Raw genomic sequence first — 21,426 nt, 5'->3', positions numbered from 1 at the left:
TAGCGGGCGCCGGTGGCGCCCGGAAAGCCCACCGGTACGGGTGTGACCAGCGGCGGTTCGCCCGAGGAAGCGGGCATGAACGGGCAGAGGGAATCTCGCGAAGAGCCTGGTCGAGGGGCTGACCCTGCTTGTAAAAACGTCACATGGGCCCGAACGGACCGGCCCACCGCCTGAACAGCGCCACCGCAAGAGCCAGGGATGTGTGTCGTGGACACCGACGAACGCCGCAGAGGAATTCTCGACACCGCCCGGCGGGACGGGTCGGTCGAGGTGAACGCCCTGGCGGCGCTGTTCAAGGTGGCCAAGGAGACCGTCCGCCGCGATCTGCACGTACTGGAGGAGCACGGTCTCGTCCGCCGCACCCACGGCGGCGCCTACCCGGTGGAGTCGGCGGGCTTCGAGACCACGCTCGCGGTCCGCACCACCCGTAACGTCCCGCAGAAGTCGCGGATCGCGGCCGCCGCCGCGGACCTCCTCGGCGACGCGGAGACCGTCTTCGTCGACGAGGGCTTCACCCCCCAGCTCGTCGCCGAGGCGTTCCCCCGGGACCGGCCGCTGACCGTCGTCACGGCGTCCCTGGCCGTCGCCACCGTCCTCGCGGACGCCGAGAAGATCTCCGTCCTGCTGCTCGGCGGCCGGGTGCGCGGATCCACGATGGCCACCGTCGACCACTGGGCCTCCAAGATGCTCGCCGGCTTCGTCATCGACCTGGCGTACGTCGGTGCCAACGGCATCTCCCGCGAGTACGGCCTCACCACCCCCGACCCGGCCGTCGCCGAGGTCAAGGCCCAGGCCATGCGCAGCTCCCGGCGCCGCGTCTTCGCCGGGATCCACTCCAAGTTCGGCGCGGTGAGCTTCTGCCGCTTCGCCGGTGTCGGCGACTTCGAAGCGATCGTCACCGACGCCGGGCTCTCCTCGGCGGAGGCCCAGCGCTACTCCCTCATGGGCCCCCAGGTCATCCGCGTCTGACCCGCCGCCCCGGTCCCGTACCGGGCGCACCACCCCCGGACCACCGCGCCCCGCCCCCCGTCGGGGCGCGGTTCGCCCTGCCCCCGCGCCGCCCCCCGGCGCGACCAGCACGACCCGATCACCGAGCCGCTACGACTGATCAGGAGTCCCCATGCGCCATCACCCCCGCCGCCGACACGGCCCACGCCGCCTGCCGCGCACGGCCGCCACCGCCGCGGCACTCGCCCTCCTCGCCACCGGCTGCGCCGGGGCCGGCGGGACCTCCTTCGGGGGAGGCGACGCCCTCAACGTGCTGATGGTGAACAACCCGCAGATGGTCGAGTTGCAGAAGCTGACCAAGGAGCACTTCACCAAGGAGACCGGCATCACCGTCCACTTCACGGTGCTGCCCGAGAACGACGTCCGCGACAAGATCAGCCAGGACTACTCCAACCAGGCCGGTCAGTACGACATCGCCACCATCTCCAACTTCGAGCTGCCGTTCTTCGCCGAGAACGGCTGGCTGCGCCCGCTGGACCAATACGTCGACGCCGACCCGGACTTCGACCAGCAGGACATCCTCCCGCCGGTGCGCGAATCGCTGACCCACAAGGACGGCAAGCTCTACGCCCAGCCCTTCTACGGCGAGTCCTCCTTCCTGATGTACCGCAAGGACGTCTTCGAGAAGGAAGGGCTCACCATGCCCGCCAAGCCGACCTGGAAGGAGGTCGCCGAACTCGCCGCCAGGACCGACGGGTCGCAGCGCGGGATGAAGGGCATCTGCCTGCGCGGCCTGCCCGGCTGGGGCGAGGTCATCGCCCCGCTCACCACCGTCGTCAACACCATGGGCGGCACCTGGTTCACCGAGGACTGGCAACCCCAGCTCACCTCACCGGAGTTCAAGAAGGCGACCAAGTTCTACGTCGACCTGGTACGCAAGCACGGAGAGCTCGGCGCCCCGCAGTCCGGCTACGCCGAGTGTCTCAACAACATGACCCAGGGCAAGACCGCCATGTGGTACGACGCCACCGCCGGCGCCGGATCGCTGGAGGCCAAGAACTCCCCGGTCAAGGGCAAGATCGGCTACGTACCGGCCCCCGTGGAGCAGACCAAGAGCTCCGGCTGGCTCTACACCTGGGCCTGGGGCATGCAGAACGCCTCCAAGAAGGCGGATGACGCCTGGAAGTTCATCTCGTGGGCCTCCAGCAAGGAGTACGAGGAGCTCGTCGGCGCCACGAGCGGCTGGTCCAACGTCCCTGCGGGCAAACGCGCTTCGACCTACGCCAACCCCGACTACCGCAAGGAAGCCGGGGCGTTCGCCGACGTCACCGAGCAGGCCATCTCCGAGGCCGACCCCAACAACCCCGGCACCCAGCCGCGCCCCACGGCGGGCATCCAGTTCGTCGGCGTACCGGAGTTCACCGACCTGGGCACCAAGGTCGCGCAGGAGATCAGCGCCGCCATCGCGGGCCGCCAGTCGGTGGACGCCGCACTCGCCACCTCCCAGAAGCTGGCCGAGAAGGTCGCGGAGGAGTACCGATGACCACCACCACCGCCGTACGGCCGACCCCACCCCGGCCCGGCCCGCCCTCCAAGCGCCCCACGGGCAGCAGGGCGAAGGCCTGGGCGACCCGCGCGCCGCTTCTGCCCGCACTCGTCTTCCTGATCGTGGTCACCCAACTGCCCTTCGTGGCCACGCTGGTGATCTCCTTCTTCGACTGGAACTCGCTCAAGCCCGACCAGCGCCACTTCACCGGCTTCGCCAACTACGGCTCCGTCTTCACCGACCCCGCCCTGCGGGAATCGGTCCTGACCACCGTCCTGCTCACCGCCACCGTGGTGATCGCCAGCGTCGTCCTCGGCCTCGCCTTCGCCCTGCTCCTGGACCGCACCTTCTTCGGCCGGGGCTTCGTCCGCACCCTGCTCATCACCCCATTCCTGATCGTGCCGGTCTCGGCGGCGCTGCTGTGGAAACACGCCCTCTACAACCCCGAATACGGCCTGTTCAACGGTGTGTTGACGTGGTTCGGGAACCTGTTCGGCATCGAGTCGATCGCCCAGCCGGAGTGGACCTCCGAGATGCCGCTGATGGCGGTCGCCGCGGCCCTCGTCTGGCAGTGGACCCCGTTCATGATGCTGATCCTGCTGGCCGGACTCCAGAGCCGCCCCGCCGAGATGATGGAGGCCGCCCGCCTCGACGGCGCGGGCCCCTGGCAGATGTTCCGCTTCCTGACCCTGCCCCATCTGCGCCGCTACCTCGAACTCGGCGTCCTGCTGGGCTCGGTGTACATCGTGCAGAACTTCGACGCCGTGTTCACCATCACCGCGGGCGGCCTCGGCACCGCCAACCTCCCGTACACCGTCTACGAGACCTTCTACCGGGCGCATGAGTACGGGCTGGCGTCCGCCGTGGGCGTGGTCGTGGTGATCGGCACCGTGATCATCGCGACCTTCGCGCTCCGGGTGGTCTCCTCCCTCTTCCGTGAGGAGGCGAGCCGCGCATGAGCGCCTCGACCGCAGCACCGAACCGCACCCGCGCCACCGCGAAGGCCCCCGCACCGACGGCCGGCGCCCGCAGGCGCACCACTTTCGTCGGCCTGGCCGCCTGGGCCGTCGGCATCGTCTTCTGCCTGCCCGCCCTGTGGATGGTGCTGACCTCCTTCCACTCGGAGGCCGACGCGGCGACCAACCCGCCGTCCCTGGCCGCCTCGCTGACCTTCGACGGCTACCGGACCTTCTTCGGCGGCGACGGCGGACCGACCCCCTGGCCCCCGCTGGTCAACTCCCTCACGGCGTCGCTGTTCTCGACGCTCCTGGTGCTCCTGCTGGCGCTGCCCGCCGCGTACGCGCTCTCCATCCGCCGGGTGCGCAAGTGGACCGACGTGATGTTCTTCTTCCTCTCCACCAAGATGCTGCCGGTGGTCGCCGGGCTGCTGCCGATCTACCTGTTCGCCAGGAACACCGGGCTGCTGGACAACATCTGGCTGCTCGTCCTGCTCTACACCTCGATGAACCTGCCGATCGCGGTGTGGATGATGCAGTCCTTCCTCGCCGACGTCCCCGTCTCCATCATCGAGGCCGCCCAGGTCGACGGGGCGAAGCTGCCCACCGTGCTGGGCCGGGTCGTCGCCCCGGTCGCCGCCCCCGGCATCGCCGCCACGGCCCTGATCTGCTTCATCTTCAGCTGGAACGAGCTGTTGTTCGCCCGGGTGCTGACCGGCGTCGTCGCCGGGACCGCACCCGTCCACCTGACCACCTTCGTCACCAGCCAGGGCCTCTTCCTCGCCCAGCTGTGCGCGGCGTCGGTGGTCGTGTCCCTGCCGGTGCTCATCGCCGGCTACGCCGCCCAGGACAAACTCGTCCAGGGCCTTTCCTTGGGAGCAGTCAAATGAGGGCAGCCATCGTCGAGGCCCCCGGCAAGGTGTCCGTGACCACGGTCGAGGACCCCACGCCAGGCCGGCGGGACGTGGTCGTGAAGGTGGCGTCCTGCGGTCTCTGCGGCACCGATCTCCACATCCTCCAGGGCGAGTTCGCCCCCACCCTGCCCATCGTCCCCGGCCATGAGTTCGCCGGAGAGATCGTCGCCGTCGGCAGCGACGTCACCGAGCTGGCCGTCGGCGACAAGGTGGCCGTCGACCCCTCGCTGCACTGCCACGAGTGCCGCTACTGCCGCTCGGGCCGGGGCAACCTCTGCGACAACTGGGCCGCCATCGGCGTCACCGTCCCCGGCGGTGCGGCCGAGTTCGCCGTCGCCCCGGTCGCCAACTGCGTCAAGCTGCCCGAGCACATCGACGTACGGGACGCGGCCCTGATCGAACCGCTCTCCTGCGCGGTGCGCGGGTACGACGTCCTCAACGGCAACCTGGGCGCGGAGGTGCTGATCTACGGCTCCGGGACGATGGGCCTGATGATGCTGGAGCTGGCCAAGCGCACGGGCGCCGCCTCGGTGGAGGTCCTGGACGTCAACCCCCAGCGCCTCCAGACCGCGACGCTCCTGGGCTGCACGGGGGCCGCCTCCCGCGCCGAGGAGTTCGACCGGCCCGGCGGCTGGGACGTGGTCATCGACGCCACCGGCAACGCCGGGGCCATCCAGGACGGCCTCGGCCGGGTCGCCAAGGGCGGCACCTTCCTCCAGTTCGGGGTGGCCGACTACGCCACGACCGCGGTCATCGAGCCGTACCTGATCTACAACCGGGAGATCACCATCACCGGTTCGATGGCGGTCCTGCACAGCTACGAGCGGGCCGCCGCGCTCTTCGCGAGCGGGGTGCTGGACCCGGCCGTCTTCATCAGCGACCGGCTGCCGCTGGAGCAGTACCCGGAGGCGATCGACCAGTTCAAGGCGGGGGTGGGGCGGAAGATCGTGGTGCAGCCGTAGCCTCGGCCGACACGTGGCCGGGCGGCGAGCCGGTGACGTGCCGCGCTAGAGCCCTCCGGTGGACGGTTCCGTCCACCGGAGGGCTCTCGCTGTCATGGCTGGGTGGGCCGGTCCGGGCCGCCGGACACCGGACCGGATCGCCGGCCGTACACCGGCTGGATCAGGGGAAGTTGACGACCGTCGAAGGGATCGTCGACGTTCCCGAGGTCGGGGAGCCGATGTTGTTGATCACGTGCTGGTACTGCCCGTTGCCGCCCAGCGAGACGACCAGCAGGTTGTGGAACTTCACGCCCGGCTTGACCGGTGCCTTGAAGCCGTGTTCCTGGATGATCGTCGGGTCGACGTTGTAGTAGCAGTAGCTGCCCAGCCCCCAGCCCTCGTGCTGGTTCACCGAGTCGTCGACCCGGTAGGCCGCGTACCCCTTGGTGCTGCCGTTCTGGATGGCCGCCTGGTTGGGGGCGTCGTACGCCTTCTCGTTCTGGAAGAAGATCGTCCGGCCGCGCTCGCCGAACCACTCCACGTCGTACTTGTTGAAGTGTTCGACGAAGAGTCCGGTGGCCAGGACGTCGGCGCCGTTGACGCGGAGGCCGTAGTCGGCGCGGTTGGTCTCCCAGCCCCAGCCCTCGCCGTGGTCGGCGCGCCAGAGCCAGGTGTGGTCGATGATCGTGTGGTTGCTGTTGACGACCAGGCTGGTGGTCGCCTTGCCGGGACCCGCGCCACCGATGCGGATGAACACGTCCTGGAGGGTGGTGGGGTTGACCGAGTGGTTGGCGGAGGAGCCGGGCGGGCCGACCTCCAGGAGGGTCGGCGAGTTGACCCGGCCGGCGTCGATGAGGAAGCCGGCCAGCTTCACCCCGTCGACATCGGCGACCTTCATCGCGGTCACCCCGTTGTCCGGGATGATCGTGGCGAGGCCGAGACCGAGGACGACGGTGTTGGCGCGGTTCACGTTGATGGTCTGGTCGATGTGGTAAACACCGGGCGTGAACAGCAGGTTGAGTCCCTGGGCGAGCGCCGCGTTGATCGTCGCCGCGGTGGCGCCCTGCTTGACGACGTAGAAGCGGTTCAGCGGGATGGACTCACCCTGCTGGTTCCCGCCCTCCCAGGAGACGCCGCGCGCGTTGACGCGCTTCGCCGGGACGAACACCTTGTACTCGTTGCCGTCGAGGTAGAGGAACGGCTTCTCGCGCGAGACCGGTGTGGTGTCCAGCGTGGTGTACGGCGGGTTCGGGTAGCTCGTCGCGGGCGCGCCCTGGACACCGGAGAAGGTCATGTTCCAGACGGCGTTGGTCCAGCCGCCGACCGAGCTGTCGCGGGTGTACCACTGCTGCTGGGAGTACGGGCCCACGGTGCCGTCGATCTTGCTGTCCGCGATGTAGCCGCCGCTGGCCCAGCCGTATCCGTCGGGCGCCAGGTTGAGTCCGCCCTTGACGTGCATCCGGCGGAAGGGCGCGGCCTGGGAGACGGCCCAGCGGTTGGTGCCGTTGACCGGGTTGAGGGTGAGGTTCTCCGCCGAACGCCAGAAGTTCTGGGTGGCGTTCCCGTTGAACCAGCCCGCGTCCACGGTCACATCACCGTTGAACGTGGTGGCGTTGGGGTTGAGGCCGAGACCGGCGATCTGGGTGTAGAACCCGATCTGCGCGTTGATGTTGTTGTACGTACCGGGCTTGAAGAGCAGCGCGTGCCGGCCGTTGCCGAACTGCGCGGACTCCTGCTGCCGGAAGATCTCGTCGACCTTGCCCTGGATGTTCGGCGTCGAGGGGTCGAAGACATGGACGTTCGGGCCGAGGTCACCGCCGCCGGGAATCTGCGGGCCGCCGCCCCCGTCCCGCGTACCGAAGACCTTGAACTCCCAGAGGGAGTAGCCGTATCCGGTGGCGCGCTGGGTTCCGGTCAGGCGTACGTAGCGGGCCTCGCCCGAGACGGTGAGCGTCTCGTTGCCGCCCTGGCCCGCCGTGGTGCTGTACGCGTTCGTCCAGGTGGTGCCGTTGGTGGAGACTTCGATGCGGTAGCTCTTCGCGTACGCGGCCTCCCAGGCGAGCTCCACCCGGCTGAGGGCGGCCGGGGAGCCGAGGTCGATCCGTATCCACTGCGGGTCGGAGAACGCGCTGGACCAGCGGGTGCCGGGGTCGCCGTCCACGGCGTTGGCGGCGGTGAAGGGGCCCTCGGTGCTGGAGGCGGTCGTCGGGCTGCCCTGGGAGAGCAGGACGGGCGCGGCCTGTGCCGGGGCGGCCTGGGCCACCCCGAGCAGGGCCGCGACCAGGGCGGTCACCAGCGCGAAGCCGATCGCGCGCCATCGGTGGAGTGCGGCCACCGGGGGCCGCGAGGGTCTGACGAGGGCAACAGACATGCCTGATCTCCTGAGGTGTCATACGTGCGGGGGCGGAGGCGGGGGGTGGGCGCAAGCTCCCACCGAAGGGAGAGAGCGCTCTCTCGGTAGCCGAATGATTCTCCCGCGTTTCGGCCGCGTCAAGAGTTGTGCACAGGATCGCTGGGATCGGCCCCCGAGTGCGTTCGATGTTTCATCTCCTGAAAGCACAAGGGCAGTTGGTGGAGATCTGACATGACAAGTCGGGCGGGGCGCTGGTGGCGGTCGCGCCAACTGCCCCGCGACCCCTTGACGGTTGGTGCCGCTCCCGCCACGCTCCCCACAGCGGGGGGAGCGCTCTCTCGGACCGAACCCGCTACAGAGCAAGGAGTTCACATGAATGCCCGTGGAACACCACGGCTTCGAGGCGCCCTGGCTGTCATGGCCGCGGTGGCCCTCCTGTTCACCCTCTCGGTGGCGCTCGCCCCGGAACGGGCCGCCGCCGCGGCCGTCCTCGTCTCCCAGGGAAAGCCGGCCACCGCCTCCAGCACCGAAGGCCCCTTCACCGCCGCCAACGCCGTGGACGGCGACCCCGGCACCCGCTGGTCCAGCGCGTTCAGCGACGACCAGTGGATCCGTATCGACCTCGGTACGAGCACAGCGGTCGGCCAGGTCGTGCTCAACTGGGAGGCCGCGTACGCCAAGGGCTACCGGATCCAGCTCTCCGCCGACGGGCAGCAGTGGACGACGATCCACTCCACCACCACCGGCACCGGCGGCGTCGAGACCCTCACCGTCTCGGGGACCGGCCGCTACATCCGGCTGCTCGGCACCGAGCGCGCCACCCCCTGGGGCTACTCCCTCCACGAGTTCCAGGTCTACACGACCACCGGCGGCAACGAACCCGGCGGCGACGTCCTCCTCTCGTACGGCAAGCCCGGCTCCGCCTCCACCTCCCAGCATGACGGCACCTGCTGGGAGTGCGGCCCCGACAAGGCCTTCGACCGCGACCCCGCGAGCCGCTGGGCCACCAGTCCCGAGGGCGGCTGGACCGACCCCGGCTGGATCGCCGTCGACCTCGGCGCCCGCGCCGAGATCCACAAGGTGGTCCTCCAGTGGGACCCGGCCTACGCCCGCGCCTACCGGATCGAGGTCTCCGACAACGGAACCGACTGGCGGACGATCCACCAGACCACCACCGGCACCGGTTTCAAGGAGACCCTGAACGTCACCGGCACCGGCCGGCACGTACGTCTGTACGCCACCCAGCGCAGCGGCCAATACGGCTACTCGCTCTGGGAGTTCCAGGTCTGGGGCACCGGCGGAGCACCGATCCCCGCTCCGCCGCTGCCCGCCGACCCCACGTACGACCGGCTGGTCTTCAGCGACGAGTTCAACGGCCCCGCCGGCGCCGCACCCGACCCCGCCAAGTGGGTCCCGGAGACCGGAACCGGCCCCAACAACGAGCTGGAGTTCTACACGAACAACAAGAACGCCGCCCAGGACGGCAACGGCAACCTCGTCCTGGAGGCCCGCCGCGAGCCCACCCCGGGCTCGGCCTGCCCGCCCGATCCGCTGAGCGGGAGCACCACCTGCCAGTACACCTCGGCGCGGCTCAACACCTACGGCAAGTTCCAGTTCACCTACGGCCGGGTCGAGGCGCGCATCAAGGTCTCCGGCACGCAGGGGCTCTGGCCCGCCTTCTGGATGCTGGGCGCGGACTACTTCGACAAGGGGCGCCCGTGGCCCTACACCGGTGAGATCGACATCATGGAGCACGTCGGCAAGGAGCCGAAGACCGCCTACTCCACCCTGCACGCCCCCGCCTACAACGGCGCGGCGGGCTACGGAGGCCCCCACACCCTGCCCGGGGGCGCGGACTACGCCGACGACTTCCACACCTTCGCCGTGGACTGGAACAGCACGGGCATGACCTTCCGGGTCGACGGCCAGGTGTCGTTCCGGGTCGACAGGGAGGAGCTGGAGCGCACCCGCGGACCGTGGGTGTTCGACCACGACTTCTTCCTGATCCTGAACAACGCGGTCGGCGGCGACTGGCCCGGCCCGCCGGACACCACCACCCGCTTCCCGCAGAAGCTGAGCGTCGACTACATCAAGGTCTGGCAGTAGCCGTTCGCCGATACGCGGCCCGGGCCACAGCCGGTGGCCCGGGCCGCACCCAGGAGGGGAGCGGACTGTCAGCGCCCGGCGCCGGCCTGCTCACCCGGGTCATGCCCCAGGTCCTCCGTCACCGGCAGGCACTCGGCGAGCAGGTCGAGGACATCGCGCCAGGCTCGCTGCGCGTGCTGCGGGTGGTGGCCGACGCCGGGGACCACGGGGTGGTCGACCGGCGGGTGGTGGAAGGCGTGCAAGGCGCCGCCGTAGACCGTGAGGCGCCAGTCGACGCCCGCGGCCTGCATCTCGGCGGTGAACGCGTTCCGTCGCGCGGGCGGCATGATCGGGTCTTCCGAACCGACCCCGGCCCACACCGGGCAGCGGATGCGCGCCGCCTCGCCCGGCCGGCCCGTGGTGGTCGCGTTGACCGTCCCGATCGCGCGCAGGCTGACGCCGTCGCGGCCGAGCTCCAGCCCGACGGCACCCCCGGTGCCGTAGCCGACGGCGGCGATCCGGTCGGGGTCGGTCCGTGGTTCGGTGCGCAACACATCGAGTGCCGCATGGCCGATGCCCCGCATCCGGTCGGGGTCGGCGAGCAGCGGCAGGCAACGGGCCAGCATCTCCTCGGGGTCGCCCAGATAGCGCCCGCCGTGAAGGTCGAAGGCCAGCGCCACATAGCCCAGCTCGGCGAGAGCGTCGGCCCGGCGGCGTTCGACGTCGCTGAGCCCCACGCCTTCCGGTCCGAGCAGCACAGCGGGCCGACGGCCGGCCCCGGCCGGGAGCGCGAGGTGCCCGGCCATCGTCAAACCGTCGGCCGGATACGCGACCGTACGCGTCGTGATCGTCGTCATGGGACGGGACTGTAGTGATCGTCGAGTCCGGTCCGGCCGGTGTTCTGCCGCTGGCAGAGCGGCGCGGCCACCTCCTGAAATGCACGGCAGGATTCGGGGGTACACCGACCCTCTCTGGTGAAGGATCCTCCAGGTCGACCTCCCCGAGAAGGACCGGCCCCGCATATCCGCGTGCACGGGTGGCCCGGGCCGCACCCAGGGGCCTCAGCGGGCCGCGTACACGATCCAGAGAGGCCCCTCGGCCAGATCGATCCGCTCGCCGTCCGGCGTGGTGAACCGCGTGTCCGCGTCCGCCGAGGTCCGCGCCCACCGGGCCTCGTACGCCTTGCCGTCGCGCAGAACCTGGGCGGTGCCCGAGCCCACGGTCTCCGTGAACGGGGTGTTGTTCCCGGACCGGTCACCGAAGGCCGACGGGCGTACGGTCACGTCCTGCACGATCACCGTGGCGGCCCCGAGCGGCCCGCCCTCGCTCGTACGGGCGGGGGAGCCGTCCATGGAGACCAGCCACCGCTCGCGCTCGGCGGACCAGGTGAAGGTGGTGCGCGCGGACGGGAAGCGGACCGTACGGCTCTCCTCGGCCCTTCCGCCCGTCGGCGCGGGGCCGAACCTCAGCCCCAGCGTCTCGACAGCATCGGTCCCGGAAGCGCTGTACGGGATCCTCTCCGGCCGCAGATAGAGATTGTGCGGGGCAGGCCGCTCGGCACCCCGGAAGTACGCCCGGGGCGCGGCCGGCGGCGGTACGGCGTCCAGGGGCGCCCGGTCGATGGCGGGCAGGAGCCTGCTCTGGGCGCCCGAGAAGGCGAGCACCGGCCGGTCGAACTGGCGCAGCAGCTCCAGATCGGTCTCCCGGGCGCTGCGGACCGGGCCGATGACCGGCGGAACGTCGGAGGAGTAGACCGCGAGGAGACGGCTCAGCCCGGCCTCCACCTGCTCCACATAGACGATGTCGGCCCGCTCCAGCCCGGTCTGCGGCCGGGCCGGTGCCACATTGTCGATCTTCACCGCGAGCACTTTCGCGTCCGTCCCCGGCGGGCTGCTGCTCCGGCTCTCGGACCCCGAACCGTCCCCGCCCGTGCACCCGGCGGCGAAAAGGACAAGGAGGAGCGCGGTGAGCAGCGCGGCGGCCGGTGTCCTCGATCGGGCTGATGCGTTCGACCGGGCTGTGGACATGGCGACCGCCCTTTCCGGGGCACCGGCCGGCCGTCCCGGCGGAGCGCTGCCGTGTCGTTGCCTCTTCCCCCATCATCACGCGTCCGGCCGGTTCGCGGTTGCGTCGGACATCGGAGCGGTCGGAAGGGGGCCCGGGAAGGGCGGGCCCGTCGATGGAGTGAGTGCTCACTCCGTAAAGTCCGGCGGTATGACAGAGAAACCGGTGACCCGCCGTCGTGCCGCGGGGATGAACCCCGAGCAGCGCAGGGAAATGATCGTGAAGGCGGCGATTCCGCTGATCGCCGAGTACGGCGCCGCCGTCACCACCAGCAAGATCGCGCGCGCCGCCGGGATCGGCGAGGCGACGATCTTCCGCGTCTTCACCGGCAAGGAGGAGCTGCTGGACGCCTGCACGGCCGAAGCGATGCGCCACGACCACGCCGTACGCGAACTGATGTCGATCCCCTCCGACCTCCCGCTGCCGGACCGGCTGGCCGAGGCCGCCGATGCCCTGGAAGCCCACCTGGACCGGATGGGCGCCATCGCCGGATCGCTGCACGCCTCCGGCCACCGCCGCCGCGACACCCCGACGGATGAACAGCGCCGGGGCATGGGGCGCGAGGAGTCGATGGCGGCCATCCGCAGCGCGGTCGCCGACCTGCTGGAACCCGACAAGGCGAGCCTGCGCCTCCCGGCCGACCGGATCGCCGCCCTCTTCATCGGGCTGCTGTTCACCCGCCCGCGCCCCGACGACGAATCCCGCCTCACCGCCCAGCAGTTGGCGGACGTCTTCCTCAACGGGGCGCTCGTCCACGCCGAGGAGGCCGACCGATGACAGCCCCCTACCGGCGCCGCCGCGACGCCACGGTCCTCGTCGCCGTCCTGGCCCCCGGGCTCATCTGGCTCGTCACCGAACCGCTCCTCGGCCACCGGCTGCGGAGCACCGACCCGGAGGCGGGGGAGACCCTGGAATAGGCCTGTCACCGGTCGCGGCGCTCGCCCTGCTGATCTCGCTGCTCGGCCGGGCGCTGCTGGCGGCCCTCGAACGGTTCACCCGGCGGCCGGGCCTCATCTGGACCGTGGCCGCCTGCGCCGTCCTCCTGCTGTCGTTCCTTCCGCTGACCGGATCCGGGATGACCACCGGGACGCGTACCTCCCTCGCCCTGATGCATCTGGCGGTGGCGGCGGCGCTCATGACCGGCCTGCCCGGCCGCAACACCGCTGTGCGGCACCGCGCGCCGTGACGCGGCCCGGCCTCGGCCGACATGGCTGGAACTGCACCGCGCCGCGCCCTCGATTCCGCTTCCGATGGGACCGTTCGCTCTCTACGGTTGCACCAGTGGCGGGTTACGTGCCCGTACGGTGACAGGTGAGACAGAGGGGGGCCGATGGAAGCCGAGTTGGCGGCACTGGCGGCATCGGGTGCGACGACGTTCGTGGGGCTGATGGCGACCGAGGCCTGGTCGCAGGTGCGCGGGCGGCTGGCCCGGTTCCTGGCACGGGGCGAGGACAGCGAGGCCGTGGACGCCGAGCTGGAGGAGTCCCGCGAGGAGCTGGTCGCGGCGCGCCGCAGCGGCGACGAGGAGAGCGCCGAGGACATCGCGGCCGCATGGCGGGTCAGGCTCCGCAGGGCCCTGCGCGACAACCCGGAGGCCGCCGGGGAGCTGAGGGACCTGCTGGACGAACTGGCCCCGCACCAAGCCCCCGGCCCCACCGTCACGGTCAACAACAGCACCAACGGGGGCACCTATTACGGCCAGGTGATCCAGGGGCACGACATCTCGGGCCTGACCTTCAACGGCGGGGGTACGGCAGCGCCCCGGCCGGAACCGGGCACCGCGTGAGCACCCCGGGCCCGGGCCACGGCTCCAGGCACATCGCCGCGCAGAACGACCTCTCCGGCACCGTCCACGGCCCGGTCGTACAGGCCGCCACGATCCACGGCGGCATCACGTACACCGTCCAGCAGGCGCCCCCGACCGGCGTACGGGTCACACCCGACGAGATCCCGCCACTGATGGTGCCGTTCATCAACCGGAGGGAGAGCCTCGCCGCCCTCGACGGCTGGCTGACGCCCGAAGAGCACAGCGCCGGTGTCGGGTTCGCCGTGCTGCACGGCCCGCCCGGCGTGGGCAAGACCGCGCTGGTGACCCGCTGGGCGGAACAGGGGCGCGAGCGGTTCCCGGGCGGACAGATCTACGTGGACTTCGCGAGCCTGCGGGGAGAGACGGCGGGAGCCGATATCTCCGAGGCGGTCCGGTGCTGCCTGAGATCCCTCGGCGTCGACGAGGCCTACATTCCGGCCTCGATCACGGACCGGGTCCGGCTCCTGCGGAGCCTTTCCGCCGACCGGCGGCTGCTGATCTTCCTGGACAACGTCTCCCAGCCCGGCCAGGCCGCCGCGCTGATCCCGAAGGGGAAGGGCAGCTTCCTCGTGGTGGCCGGCGGCAGCGGGCTCGGAGAACTCACCCTGGACGGCGCCCGGTTGATGGCCGTGGAGCCGCTGGACCGGGAGAGCGCCCTGGAGCTGCTCGCCGACCGGTGCGGGGCGGAGAAGATCGCCGCCGACCCGGCATCGGCCGAGCGCCTGGTGCAGCTCTGCGACGGGCTGCCGGTGGCGCTGCACGTGGTCGCCGGGCGGCTGGCGGCCCGGCCGCGCCTCACCCTGGAGGCGCTCGCGGAGGAGCTGGCCGCGGAGCCGCGCCGACTGGCAGGAATGTCCCTCGGAAAGGATCGGTCCGTGTCCGCCGCATTCGACCTCGTCTACCGCGAACTTCCCCCGGAACCGGCCCGCCTCTACCGCCTGATGGGCTGGCACCCGGGAGCCACCTTCGACGCCGGAGTCGCCGCGGTGGCGGCGGGCCTGGACCCGGGGCGTACCGCCGAAGCCCTGGAAGCGCTGACCGGTGCCAGCCTGCTGGAGGAGACGCCGGACGGCCGCTTCCGCTTCCACGACCTCGTACGGCTCCACGCCGGCGACCGTGCGACGGAGGAGGAGGGACCGGCCGAGCGGTCCGCCCTTCTGCGACGGGTGACGCTGCACTACCTGGCCCTCACCGCCCTCGCCGACCGGGCGATCCGGCTGGACCGGCTGCGGATCGCCGACCTCGACCAGCTGCTCGCCACGGTCCCCGACCCCTTCGCCGCGCCGGGCGCGCCCCGGCCGGTGGACTGGCTGGAGGCCGAGCACCGCAACGTCCTCGGTGTGCTGCGGGCCGCCGCGCGGGAGGAGGCGCTACAGACGGAGGTCTGGCAGCTGGCGGAGGCGTTCACGGTCCTCTTCCTCCACCACCGGCACCTCGGCGACTGGCGGGAATCGCTCGAACTCGGGGCGGCCGCCGCGGCCGAGGCCCTGGTGCCCGCGGCCGAGGCCAGGCTGCGCAGTCTCCTGTCGCGCCCGCTGATGGACCTCGGTGAGTACGACGCCGCCCGGCGCGAGCTGGACACCGCCCAGGCCTGCGCCGAGGTCTCCGGCGACCTGGTCGTCCGCGCCTCCGTGCAGGAGTTCTCGGGACGGTACTGGGACCGCAACGACCCGGTCCGGGCCATGGAGGCCTACCGCAGCGCCCTGGACCTCAACACCGCCGCGAACGAGGGCCGGGGCGCCGCCATAGCGGCCTACTTCCTCGGCTGCGCCCAGGACGCGGCCGGTGACCCCCGCGAGGCCCTGGACACCCTGCGCGGAGCCCACGACCGGCTCCTCGCCCGCAAGGACCTGCGGATGGCGGCCCGTGTCCGGGTGGCCATCGGCATCGCCCACGACCACCTCGGCGAGACGGACGAGGCGGTTCGAGCCCTGCGGGAAGGGGCGGCGGCCCTCCGCGACCAGGAGGCGACCCACTACGAGGCCCACGCGCTCGTCGCGCTGGCCGACATCCAGACACGCTCGCAGGGCGACCCCCAGGAGGTGCGCACCCACCTGGAACGTGCCCTGGAGGTCTACGAGGCCGGGGGCAGCCCGCGCGTACAGGAGCTGCGGCAGCGGCTTGCCGGAGGCGACGCGGCGGGGTGAGCGGGGCGCCTCAGCGGAGTGCGGAGCCGGGCGACGGCGACGTACGGAGCCGAAGCGCCACGTCCTCCTCACGTGCCCCTACCCGCAGGGCGATCAGCACGTCGTCCAGCGGGGCTGCCGCGCGCAGCAGTGTGTAGACGGCCGCGGCCGGCAGCCCGGGGTCCATCGGCGGCCCGGTCACGGATGCCTCCACGATCCGGCCGTTCCGCAGCCCCACGAGAAAGCCGCCTCCTGCCAGCGAGGTCGCCGCGAGCCGACAGCCCGGAAGGCGGTCCAGGGTCTCGCCGATCCACCCGAGCCCCGCAGCGGCGGAAGGCGCGGGGGCGCCGCACAGCAGCACCGAGGCGTTCTCCACCACCCGCCGGTCGGGCTCCCGCTCGTCACAGGCGAGATGGCGGTAGCGCCCGGTGGCCGGGTCCTCGTCGGCGTCGTCCCACGGAACCGCCGCAGGACGTCTGCGTACGGTCACGGCGTCCGGACCACCGCCCGTCGAACCGGTGGTGATGACCTGCCAGGAGGTGACCCGTGTGCCCGTCTCCTCGGGCTCGGTCAGAAACCGCTCCTGCGGGGGAGCGGGTGCCGGTTCGGCCAGGCCGAGCAGGTCGTACAGCGCCGTACGCAGTCGGGGGAGCGCCCGGCCCGGCTGGTCGAAGGCACCCTCGGCGACGGTGGTGAAGTGCTCCGGCCGCTGCGTCGCGAGGGCCGACGAGATCTGCTCCCGTACGTCACCGTGCGGGTCGAGGCGGGGAGCTACCCGGCCTAGCGCGGCCACCGCCGTACCGGGGACGGCCTCGCTCCCGTAGGCCCCCAGCAGAACCGGCTTGCCGAGCGCCGCACCGTACAGGGTCACCGACCCGTGGTCGCCCACGACCACGTCCGCCGCGACCAGCGCCGATCGCCACGCGTGGATATGGGGAACGAGCATCAGCCCCGCGTCCAGGGCGGGCGCCAGGAGATTGCGGATCTGCCAGGAACCGTGCGCCGACCAGACATTGGGATGCACGATCGCCGCCACCCGGAACTCGTCGTACGGCAGCGCGGCGAGCACACGGGCCGCAAGCCCTGGGTACTGCCCGAACAGCGACGTCGGCCCCCAGGTGGAGCTGAGCACCACCAGCCGGTGCCCGTCGGGCACGCCGAGCGCGCGGCGGTAGGAGCCCGCCCGGTCCGCACTGCCCAGCAGTTCGTCGTAGCACGGGTCGCCCACCAGCAGCGTGCGCCCGGCCGCCTTGGGGTGCGAGGAGAGCAGCTGATCCTCCTGTCCCGGGTGCGAGATGGCCAGCCAGGCCCGGCCGGACTCCAGCAGGCTGTCCGGCACGACCCCCGACAGCCGGACGCCGGGGGCGCGGGAGTCCGGCACCTGCTTCTGGAAGCCGATGCCGTGGGGCAGCACGAGTACGGGGCAGTGGCCGTCCGGTACGTCGATGTTCTCGCTGGCGGTGAGGATCAGATCGGGCTCGGCGTGGCCCATCTGCTCCCAGGGGATGACCCGGCAGCCCGCGTCGTGCAGCAGGTCCAGCACGCCGTCGTTGAAGGCGGAGGTGGGGTCATGGGCGAACACGACGGTGACCCGGCCGTCCCCGCGGAGGAGGGCGGGCAGGCATTCGAGGACCCGGACGGTCGAGGTCACCGTACGGGCCGCTACGACCAGGGTCTTCTCACCGCGAAGGGTGCTCCACCGCCCGGCGTCGGTCCCGACGGGGACGCGGAGAGGCTGGCTAGCGTGCATGGCCACCCCGAAAGGCTACGGGCACACCGCCCATACGCGGCTCGCGGCTCGCGGCTCGCGGCTCGCGGCTCGCGGCTCGCGGCTCGCGGCTCGCGGCTCGCGGCTCGCGGCTCGCGGCTCGCGGCTCGCGGCTCGCGGCTATTGTCGGCTTATCGCATCTCAAGTTGCGCTGCAACCGTTTCGGGGTCGGACGGAAAAGTAGCGGTCATATTGTACGTTCATCGTCACTGGTCAGGCGTGCCGACGGCGGAACGGCCGGGCGTTCCCCGGACTTCGGGCCCACGAACCGCACCGGAGCCCGGAAACGTGCCTTCCGGGCCGCCCGGCGGAACGTGGTGAGTACGGCGGGGCCGGCCAGCATGATGCAGATGAAGTTCGTGACAGCCCGTCCGGTGTCCCAGCCGAGCGACGTCGCCAGGTCGAAGGCGAGGTACCGCTGCCACTGCTCGGTGAAGGGGAGCCCCGGCAGATAGGCGATGGAGCTGTTCGGGTCCACCGAGAACGGCCAGAAGGACAGGTTCAGCAGGAAGCCGAAGAGATAGCCGGAGAGCGAACCGTAGACCGCGAGCATCACCACCTCGCGGCGGCCCGTGGCGCGGGGCAGCAGGCCCGCGAGCATGCCGACGAACGCGCAGCCGAACATCTGGTACGGCATCCACGGGCCGACCCCGCCGGTGATCAGCGCGGACGCGAAGAGCGAGGTGCAGCCCAGCGTGAAGCCGAAGCCGGGACCGTAGACGCGGCCCGCCAGGACCAGCACGAAGAACACCGTCTCGATCCCCGCCGTGCCCGCACCCAGCGGCCGCAGCGCCGCGTTGACGGCGGAGAGCACCCCGAGCATCGCCAGGGCCTTGGAGTTGATGCCGCCCTCGGCGATCTCGGAGATCACCACGCACAGGACGAGGACCAGCAGGACGCCGAAGATCAGCGGCGGGGCGTAGTTGGCCCCCAGGCGGCCCGGTGCGACGAGGAACGGCCAGAAGAAGGCGACCAGGCCGAGGAAGGCGGCCAGGGCGATGACGATTCCGGCGCGTGGGCCGATGCGGATGGCGCCGGCCGAGCGCCCGTCGAGTCCGGGGAGTTCTTTCACGCTCCCGCCTCCTCGGCCGGGAGGGAGCCGATCACCTGATCTACCGTCAGGTACGGGAGCGGCGCAAGGATCTTCGCCACCTGCGGGGCGAAGACGGGGGAGGCGACGATCACTTCCGTGGTCGGGCCGTCCGCGACGATGTCCCCCTCGGCCATCACGACCACCCGGTCCGCCGCACGGGCCGCGAACTCGACGTCATGGGTCGAGATCACCACCGACCTTCCCTCGGCGGCCAGTTCGTCGACCATCGCGATGAGCTGGGTCTTCGCCCGGTAGTCCAGTCCCCGGGTGGGTTCGTCCAGCAGCAGCACCCGGGGCGCCGCCGTCAGCTGGATGGCGAGGACCAGCGCCAGCTTCTGGCCCTCGGAGAGGTCGCGCGGGTGCGTGGCGCCGTCGATGCCGGGCGCCAGCCGGTCCAGGATCGTGCGGGCGGAGAGGCCATGGCCCTCACGTACCGCCGACTCGGTGTCCGCCTGGTCCAGTTCCTGCTTGACGCTCTCCAGGTAGAGGAGGTCGGTCGGGGTCTGCGGGACGAGACCGACGAGCGCTCTCGCCTCGGCGGCGGAGAGGCTCTTGGGGTCGCTGCCCTTCGCCGGGGTGCGGGCGCCCTCCCCGGGCCCCCGATCGACGCGTACCGTACCGGACTTGCGCGGCCCCGAGCCCTGGAGCGCCCACAGGAGCGACGACTTGCCGGAGCCGTTGCGGCCCATCAGCGCGGTGATCTCGCCGCCCCGCAGATCGAGGTCCACCTCGCGGACCGCCGCCACGCCCCGGTACGCCACCGTGACCCCGCGCGCCGTGAGCAGGGCCGGGCCCAGCTCCTCCGGCACCGGGCGGACCGGCGGGGGCGGGGTGGCCGCCAGGGCGGTGCGCAGCGGGGCGGCGGCCCGGCGGGCGTCGCGGACCGAGAGCGGGAGCGGCGACCAGTGCGCGGCGCGGCCCAGCTCCACGATGGGCGGCGCGATCGATGACGTGGTGAAGATGTCGGCCGGTGCGCCCGAGACCACGCGCCCGTCGCCCGGGAGGTGGATGACCCGGTCCGCGTACTGCACCACCCGCTCCAAGCGGTGCTCGGCCAGCAGCACCGTCACCCCCAGGTCGTGGACCAGGCGGGTCACCGCCGCCAGGACCTCCTCCGCCGCCGTCGGGTCCAGGGCGGACGTCGGCTCGTCCAGCACCAGGACGCGGGGGTGCGCGGTGAGCACGGAGCCGATGGCCACCCGCTGCTGCTGCCCGCCGGAGAGCTCGTACAGCGCCCGGTGGCGCAGATCGGCGAGCCCGAGCAGATCGAGGGTCTCCTCCACTCGCTTGCGCATCACCGCCGGGGAGATCGCCAGCTGCTCCATCGCATAGGCGAGTTCCTCCTCGACCGTGTCCGTGACGAAACCGTCCAGCGGGTCCTGGCCGACCACGCCCACCACATCGGCCAGTTCGCGGGGCGGATGGTCGGCGGTGGAGCGGCCGTCGACGGTGACCGTGCCGTACAGCGTGCCGCCGGTGAAGTGCGGCACGAGCCCGTTGACCGCGCCCAGCAGTGTCGACTTGCCGACGCCCGTATGGCCCACCACGAGGCAGAGCTCGCCCTCCTCGACCTCCAGGTTCACCTCCCGCAGGACCGGCTCGGCGGCCCCGTCGTACTCGACGGTGACCTGGTCGAAGGTGATCATGCGGTGTCCTCGGTGCGCGGTGCGGAGACGTACGGGAGCGGCCTGCTCGGCGGCGGGGCCAGGAACCCGGCCGCCCCGGCGAGCAGGATGGCGGCGGCAGGGACGAGCGGCAGCGTCGGCCAGCTGAGCGGGTAGATGGACGGGTTCAACTCGGCCGGGTCGTAACCCACGTTGACGAGCAACAGCACCGCCGACAGCACCCCGCAGCAGGCCACCGCCCACTCCGCGAACCGCCATGGATCCGGCCGGTACGTCGTCCGCGTGACCCGGCGCCCGCCGAGCCGCAGCCCCGCCAGGCAGAGCACCGAACCGGCCGCCAGCGCGGGCAGCCCGAGCAGCTTCGGCGCGGTCGGGTCGAGGAGCCCGTACGCCCCTGCGCAGAGGCCGCACATGCCCAGGAGCATCAACGCCCCCGTCAGACGGCGCGAGCCACGCGTCGCCGAACCGGCCCGCCCATAACCGCGCGAATCCATCGCGGCGGCCAGCCGCAGCGACCGCTCCAACGCGTCCTCCAGCACGGGCACGACGATGCCCCGCAGAGCCTTGAGCCCCTTGTTACGGCCGGCCCGCAGACGACGGGCGCGGGCCACCCGCTGGACGCTCTGGACCAGTTGTGGGGCCACGCTGATGGAAACCGTTACGGCGACGCCGAGTTCGTACAGTGCGCCCGGCAGTACGCGCAGTGCCCGCTTCGGGTTGGCAAGGGTGTTCGCCGCGCCGATGCAGCACAGCATGCAGGCGAGCCGCAGCCCGTCCGTGGCGGCCGACAGCAGCGCCTCCAGGGAGACGGGGCCCCCGAGTTGGATGCCTGCATACCAGTCCGGCGTCGGAATGTGCGGGAGTGAGAAGAGGTGGTGGTCGGTCGGCCGCATCCCGGTGGCGAAGACCGCCCGGAAGACCACCCTGATCGCGACGACCGTCAGCGCCAGATAGAGGTAGTACTTGAAGCCGCGCGCCCAGGGGGCCTCGGTGCGGCGCATCGTGATGACGTAACCGAGCACCGCCAGCACCAGGAAGAGCAGCAGCGGGTTGTTGGTCCTGCTCACGGCGGTGGCGAGAGCGAGCGCCCAGATCCACCAGGCGAGCGGATGCAGGGTGCGCGGGAGCCGCCTGCCGCCGGTGTCCGGCCCGGGGACGTACACCGGCGTGCCCGCTCTCCCGGCCGGGCCGGCTTTCACC

Annotated in this window: 18 protein-coding genes; 11 read left to right on the top strand and 7 right to left on the bottom strand. The window is 71.6% G+C overall.

Translation table 11 applies throughout. From position 1 onward, the window contains the following. Positions 1 to 207: 207 nt before the first annotated feature. From GTY67_RS01050 to GTY67_RS01030, 5 genes are all read left to right on the top strand, one after another. Positions 208 to 969, top strand: a complete 762-nt coding sequence (locus GTY67_RS01050) for a DeoR/GlpR family DNA-binding transcription regulator (protein ID WP_093694524.1) — start codon at positions 208 to 210, stop codon at positions 967 to 969. A 151-nt stretch (positions 970 to 1,120) separates the two neighbouring features. Then, a complete protein-coding gene (locus tag GTY67_RS01045) occupies positions 1,121 to 2,491 on the top strand; it encodes a sugar ABC transporter substrate-binding protein (protein WP_161277448.1) in 1,371 nt (456 codons plus the stop codon). After that, on the top strand, positions 2,488 to 3,453 hold the full coding sequence (locus tag GTY67_RS01040) for a sugar ABC transporter permease (RefSeq protein WP_161277447.1): 966 nt from the start codon (positions 2,488 to 2,490) through the stop codon (positions 3,451 to 3,453). The genes GTY67_RS01045 and GTY67_RS01040 overlap by 4 nt, the downstream gene beginning before the upstream one ends. After that, positions 3,450 to 4,340 (top strand): carbohydrate ABC transporter permease, encoded by an 891-nt coding sequence (locus tag GTY67_RS01035; RefSeq protein ID WP_093694321.1) that lies wholly within the window; start codon positions 3,450 to 3,452, stop codon positions 4,338 to 4,340. Before GTY67_RS01040 ends, GTY67_RS01035 begins: the two co-directional genes overlap by 4 nt. Further along, positions 4,337 to 5,326: a zinc-dependent alcohol dehydrogenase family protein gene (locus tag GTY67_RS01030; protein ID WP_093694322.1), complete on the top strand. Its 990-nt coding sequence runs from the start codon at positions 4,337 to 4,339 to the stop codon at positions 5,324 to 5,326. The genes GTY67_RS01035 and GTY67_RS01030 overlap by 4 nt, the downstream gene beginning before the upstream one ends. A gap of 160 nt (positions 5,327 to 5,486) precedes the next feature. Here the strand turns inward: GTY67_RS01030 and GTY67_RS01025 are convergent, their stop codons facing one another. Continuing rightward, positions 5,487 to 7,676, bottom strand: a complete 2,190-nt coding sequence (locus GTY67_RS01025) for a discoidin domain-containing protein (RefSeq protein ID WP_161277446.1) — start codon at positions 7,674 to 7,676, stop codon at positions 5,487 to 5,489. Positions 7,677 to 8,030: 354 nt separating this feature from the next. Between GTY67_RS01025 and GTY67_RS01020 the strand changes: the two genes are divergently transcribed. After that, positions 8,031 to 9,764 (top strand): discoidin domain-containing protein, encoded by a 1,734-nt coding sequence (locus GTY67_RS01020; protein WP_161277445.1) that lies wholly within the window; start codon positions 8,031 to 8,033, stop codon positions 9,762 to 9,764. Positions 9,765 to 9,832: 68 nt separating this feature from the next. Here the strand turns inward: GTY67_RS01020 and GTY67_RS01015 are convergent, their stop codons facing one another. Both GTY67_RS01015 and GTY67_RS01010 read right to left on the bottom strand, forming a co-directional pair. After that, positions 9,833 to 10,600 (bottom strand): dienelactone hydrolase family protein, encoded by a 768-nt coding sequence (locus GTY67_RS01015; protein ID WP_161277444.1) that lies wholly within the window; start codon positions 10,598 to 10,600, stop codon positions 9,833 to 9,835. A 204-nt stretch (positions 10,601 to 10,804) separates the two neighbouring features. Beyond that, positions 10,805 to 11,770 (bottom strand): DUF3048 domain-containing protein, encoded by a 966-nt coding sequence (locus tag GTY67_RS01010; protein ID WP_161277443.1) that lies wholly within the window; start codon positions 11,768 to 11,770, stop codon positions 10,805 to 10,807. A gap of 250 nt (positions 11,771 to 12,020) precedes the next feature. Between GTY67_RS01010 and GTY67_RS01005 the strand changes: the two genes are divergently transcribed. The 5 genes from GTY67_RS01005 to GTY67_RS00990 all read left to right on the top strand — a co-directional run bounded on the left by GTY67_RS01005 (position 12,021) and on the right by GTY67_RS00990 (position 15,761). Continuing rightward, positions 12,021 to 12,584: a TetR/AcrR family transcriptional regulator gene (locus GTY67_RS01005; protein ID WP_161279915.1), complete on the top strand. Its 564-nt coding sequence runs from the start codon at positions 12,021 to 12,023 to the stop codon at positions 12,582 to 12,584. Then, entirely contained in the window at positions 12,581 to 12,724 is a 144-nt protein-coding gene (locus GTY67_RS34760) for a hypothetical protein (RefSeq protein ID WP_237502534.1), read from the top strand. Before GTY67_RS01005 ends, GTY67_RS34760 begins: the two co-directional genes overlap by 4 nt. Next, positions 12,721 to 12,993 carry a DUF6069 family protein gene (locus GTY67_RS34755; protein ID WP_343238737.1) on the top strand — a complete coding sequence of 91 codons (273 nt, stop codon included), beginning with the start codon at positions 12,721 to 12,723 and terminating at the stop codon, positions 12,991 to 12,993. The genes GTY67_RS34760 and GTY67_RS34755 overlap by 4 nt, the downstream gene beginning before the upstream one ends. 144 nt (positions 12,994 to 13,137) lie before the next feature. Continuing rightward, entirely contained in the window at positions 13,138 to 13,593 is a 456-nt protein-coding gene (locus GTY67_RS00995; RefSeq protein WP_093694328.1) for a hypothetical protein, read from the top strand. Further along, positions 13,590 to 15,761 carry an NB-ARC domain-containing protein gene (locus tag GTY67_RS00990; protein ID WP_343238630.1) on the top strand — a complete coding sequence of 724 codons (2,172 nt, stop codon included), beginning with the start codon at positions 13,590 to 13,592 and terminating at the stop codon, positions 15,759 to 15,761. The genes GTY67_RS00995 and GTY67_RS00990 overlap by 4 nt, the downstream gene beginning before the upstream one ends. 10 nt (positions 15,762 to 15,771) lie before the next feature. On the opposite strand, the gene GTY67_RS00985 is transcribed toward GTY67_RS00990, so the two are convergent. From GTY67_RS00985 to GTY67_RS00970, 4 genes are all read right to left on the bottom strand, one after another. Then, positions 15,772 to 17,490 carry a hypothetical protein gene (locus tag GTY67_RS00985; RefSeq protein WP_202461572.1) on the bottom strand — a complete coding sequence of 573 codons (1,719 nt, stop codon included), beginning with the start codon at positions 17,488 to 17,490 and terminating at the stop codon, positions 15,772 to 15,774. A gap of 205 nt (positions 17,491 to 17,695) precedes the next feature. Further along, entirely contained in the window at positions 17,696 to 18,580 is an 885-nt protein-coding gene (locus GTY67_RS00980) for an ECF transporter S component (RefSeq protein WP_161277441.1), read from the bottom strand. Further along, a complete protein-coding gene (locus GTY67_RS00975; protein WP_161277440.1) occupies positions 18,577 to 20,247 on the bottom strand; it encodes an ABC transporter ATP-binding protein in 1,671 nt (556 codons plus the stop codon). The genes GTY67_RS00980 and GTY67_RS00975 overlap by 4 nt, the downstream gene beginning before the upstream one ends. Further along, positions 20,244 to 21,425, bottom strand: coding sequence for an energy-coupling factor transporter transmembrane component T (locus GTY67_RS00970; protein ID WP_161279913.1), 1,182 nt, complete (start codon positions 21,423 to 21,425; stop codon positions 20,244 to 20,246). Before GTY67_RS00970 ends, GTY67_RS00975 begins: the two co-directional genes overlap by 4 nt. Position 21,426 lies beyond the last annotated feature (1 nt).

It is taken from the genome of Streptomyces sp. SID8374 (assembly GCF_009865135.1).
In the GTDB taxonomy this organism is placed as follows: Bacteria; Actinomycetota; Actinomycetes; order Streptomycetales; family Streptomycetaceae; genus Streptomyces.
The sequence above is the reverse complement of the archived record's forward strand: the minus strand, read 5'-3'. Positions and strand labels throughout refer to the sequence as shown.

Coding starts and splice junctions, on each gene's coding strand:
- GTY67_RS01045 (WP_161277448.1), top strand. CDS start 1,121: ATGCGCCATCACCCCCGCCGCCGACACGGCCCACGCCGCCTGCCGCGC.
- GTY67_RS01040 (WP_161277447.1), top strand. CDS start 2,488: ATGACCACCACCACCGCCGTACGGCCGACCCCACCCCGGCCCGGCCCG.
- GTY67_RS01035 (WP_093694321.1), top strand. CDS start 3,450: ATGAGCGCCTCGACCGCAGCACCGAACCGCACCCGCGCCACCGCGAAG.
- GTY67_RS01030 (WP_093694322.1), top strand. CDS start 4,337: ATGAGGGCAGCCATCGTCGAGGCCCCCGGCAAGGTGTCCGTGACCACG.
- GTY67_RS01025 (WP_161277446.1), bottom strand. CDS start 7,676: ATGTCTGTTGCCCTCGTCAGACCCTCGCGGCCCCCGGTGGCCGCACTC.
- GTY67_RS01020 (WP_161277445.1), top strand. CDS start 8,031: ATGAATGCCCGTGGAACACCACGGCTTCGAGGCGCCCTGGCTGTCATG.
- GTY67_RS01015 (WP_161277444.1), bottom strand. CDS start 10,600: ATGACGACGATCACGACGCGTACGGTCGCGTATCCGGCCGACGGTTTG.
- GTY67_RS01010 (WP_161277443.1), bottom strand. CDS start 11,770: ATGTCCACAGCCCGGTCGAACGCATCAGCCCGATCGAGGACACCGGCC.
- GTY67_RS01005 (WP_161279915.1), top strand. CDS start 12,021: ATGATCGTGAAGGCGGCGATTCCGCTGATCGCCGAGTACGGCGCCGCC.
- GTY67_RS34760 (WP_237502534.1), top strand. CDS start 12,581: ATGACAGCCCCCTACCGGCGCCGCCGCGACGCCACGGTCCTCGTCGCC.
- GTY67_RS00995 (WP_093694328.1), top strand. CDS start 13,138: ATGGAAGCCGAGTTGGCGGCACTGGCGGCATCGGGTGCGACGACGTTC.
- GTY67_RS00985 (WP_202461572.1), bottom strand. CDS start 17,490: ATGCACGCTAGCCAGCCTCTCCGCGTCCCCGTCGGGACCGACGCCGGG.
- GTY67_RS00975 (WP_161277440.1), bottom strand. CDS start 20,247: ATGATCACCTTCGACCAGGTCACCGTCGAGTACGACGGGGCCGCCGAG.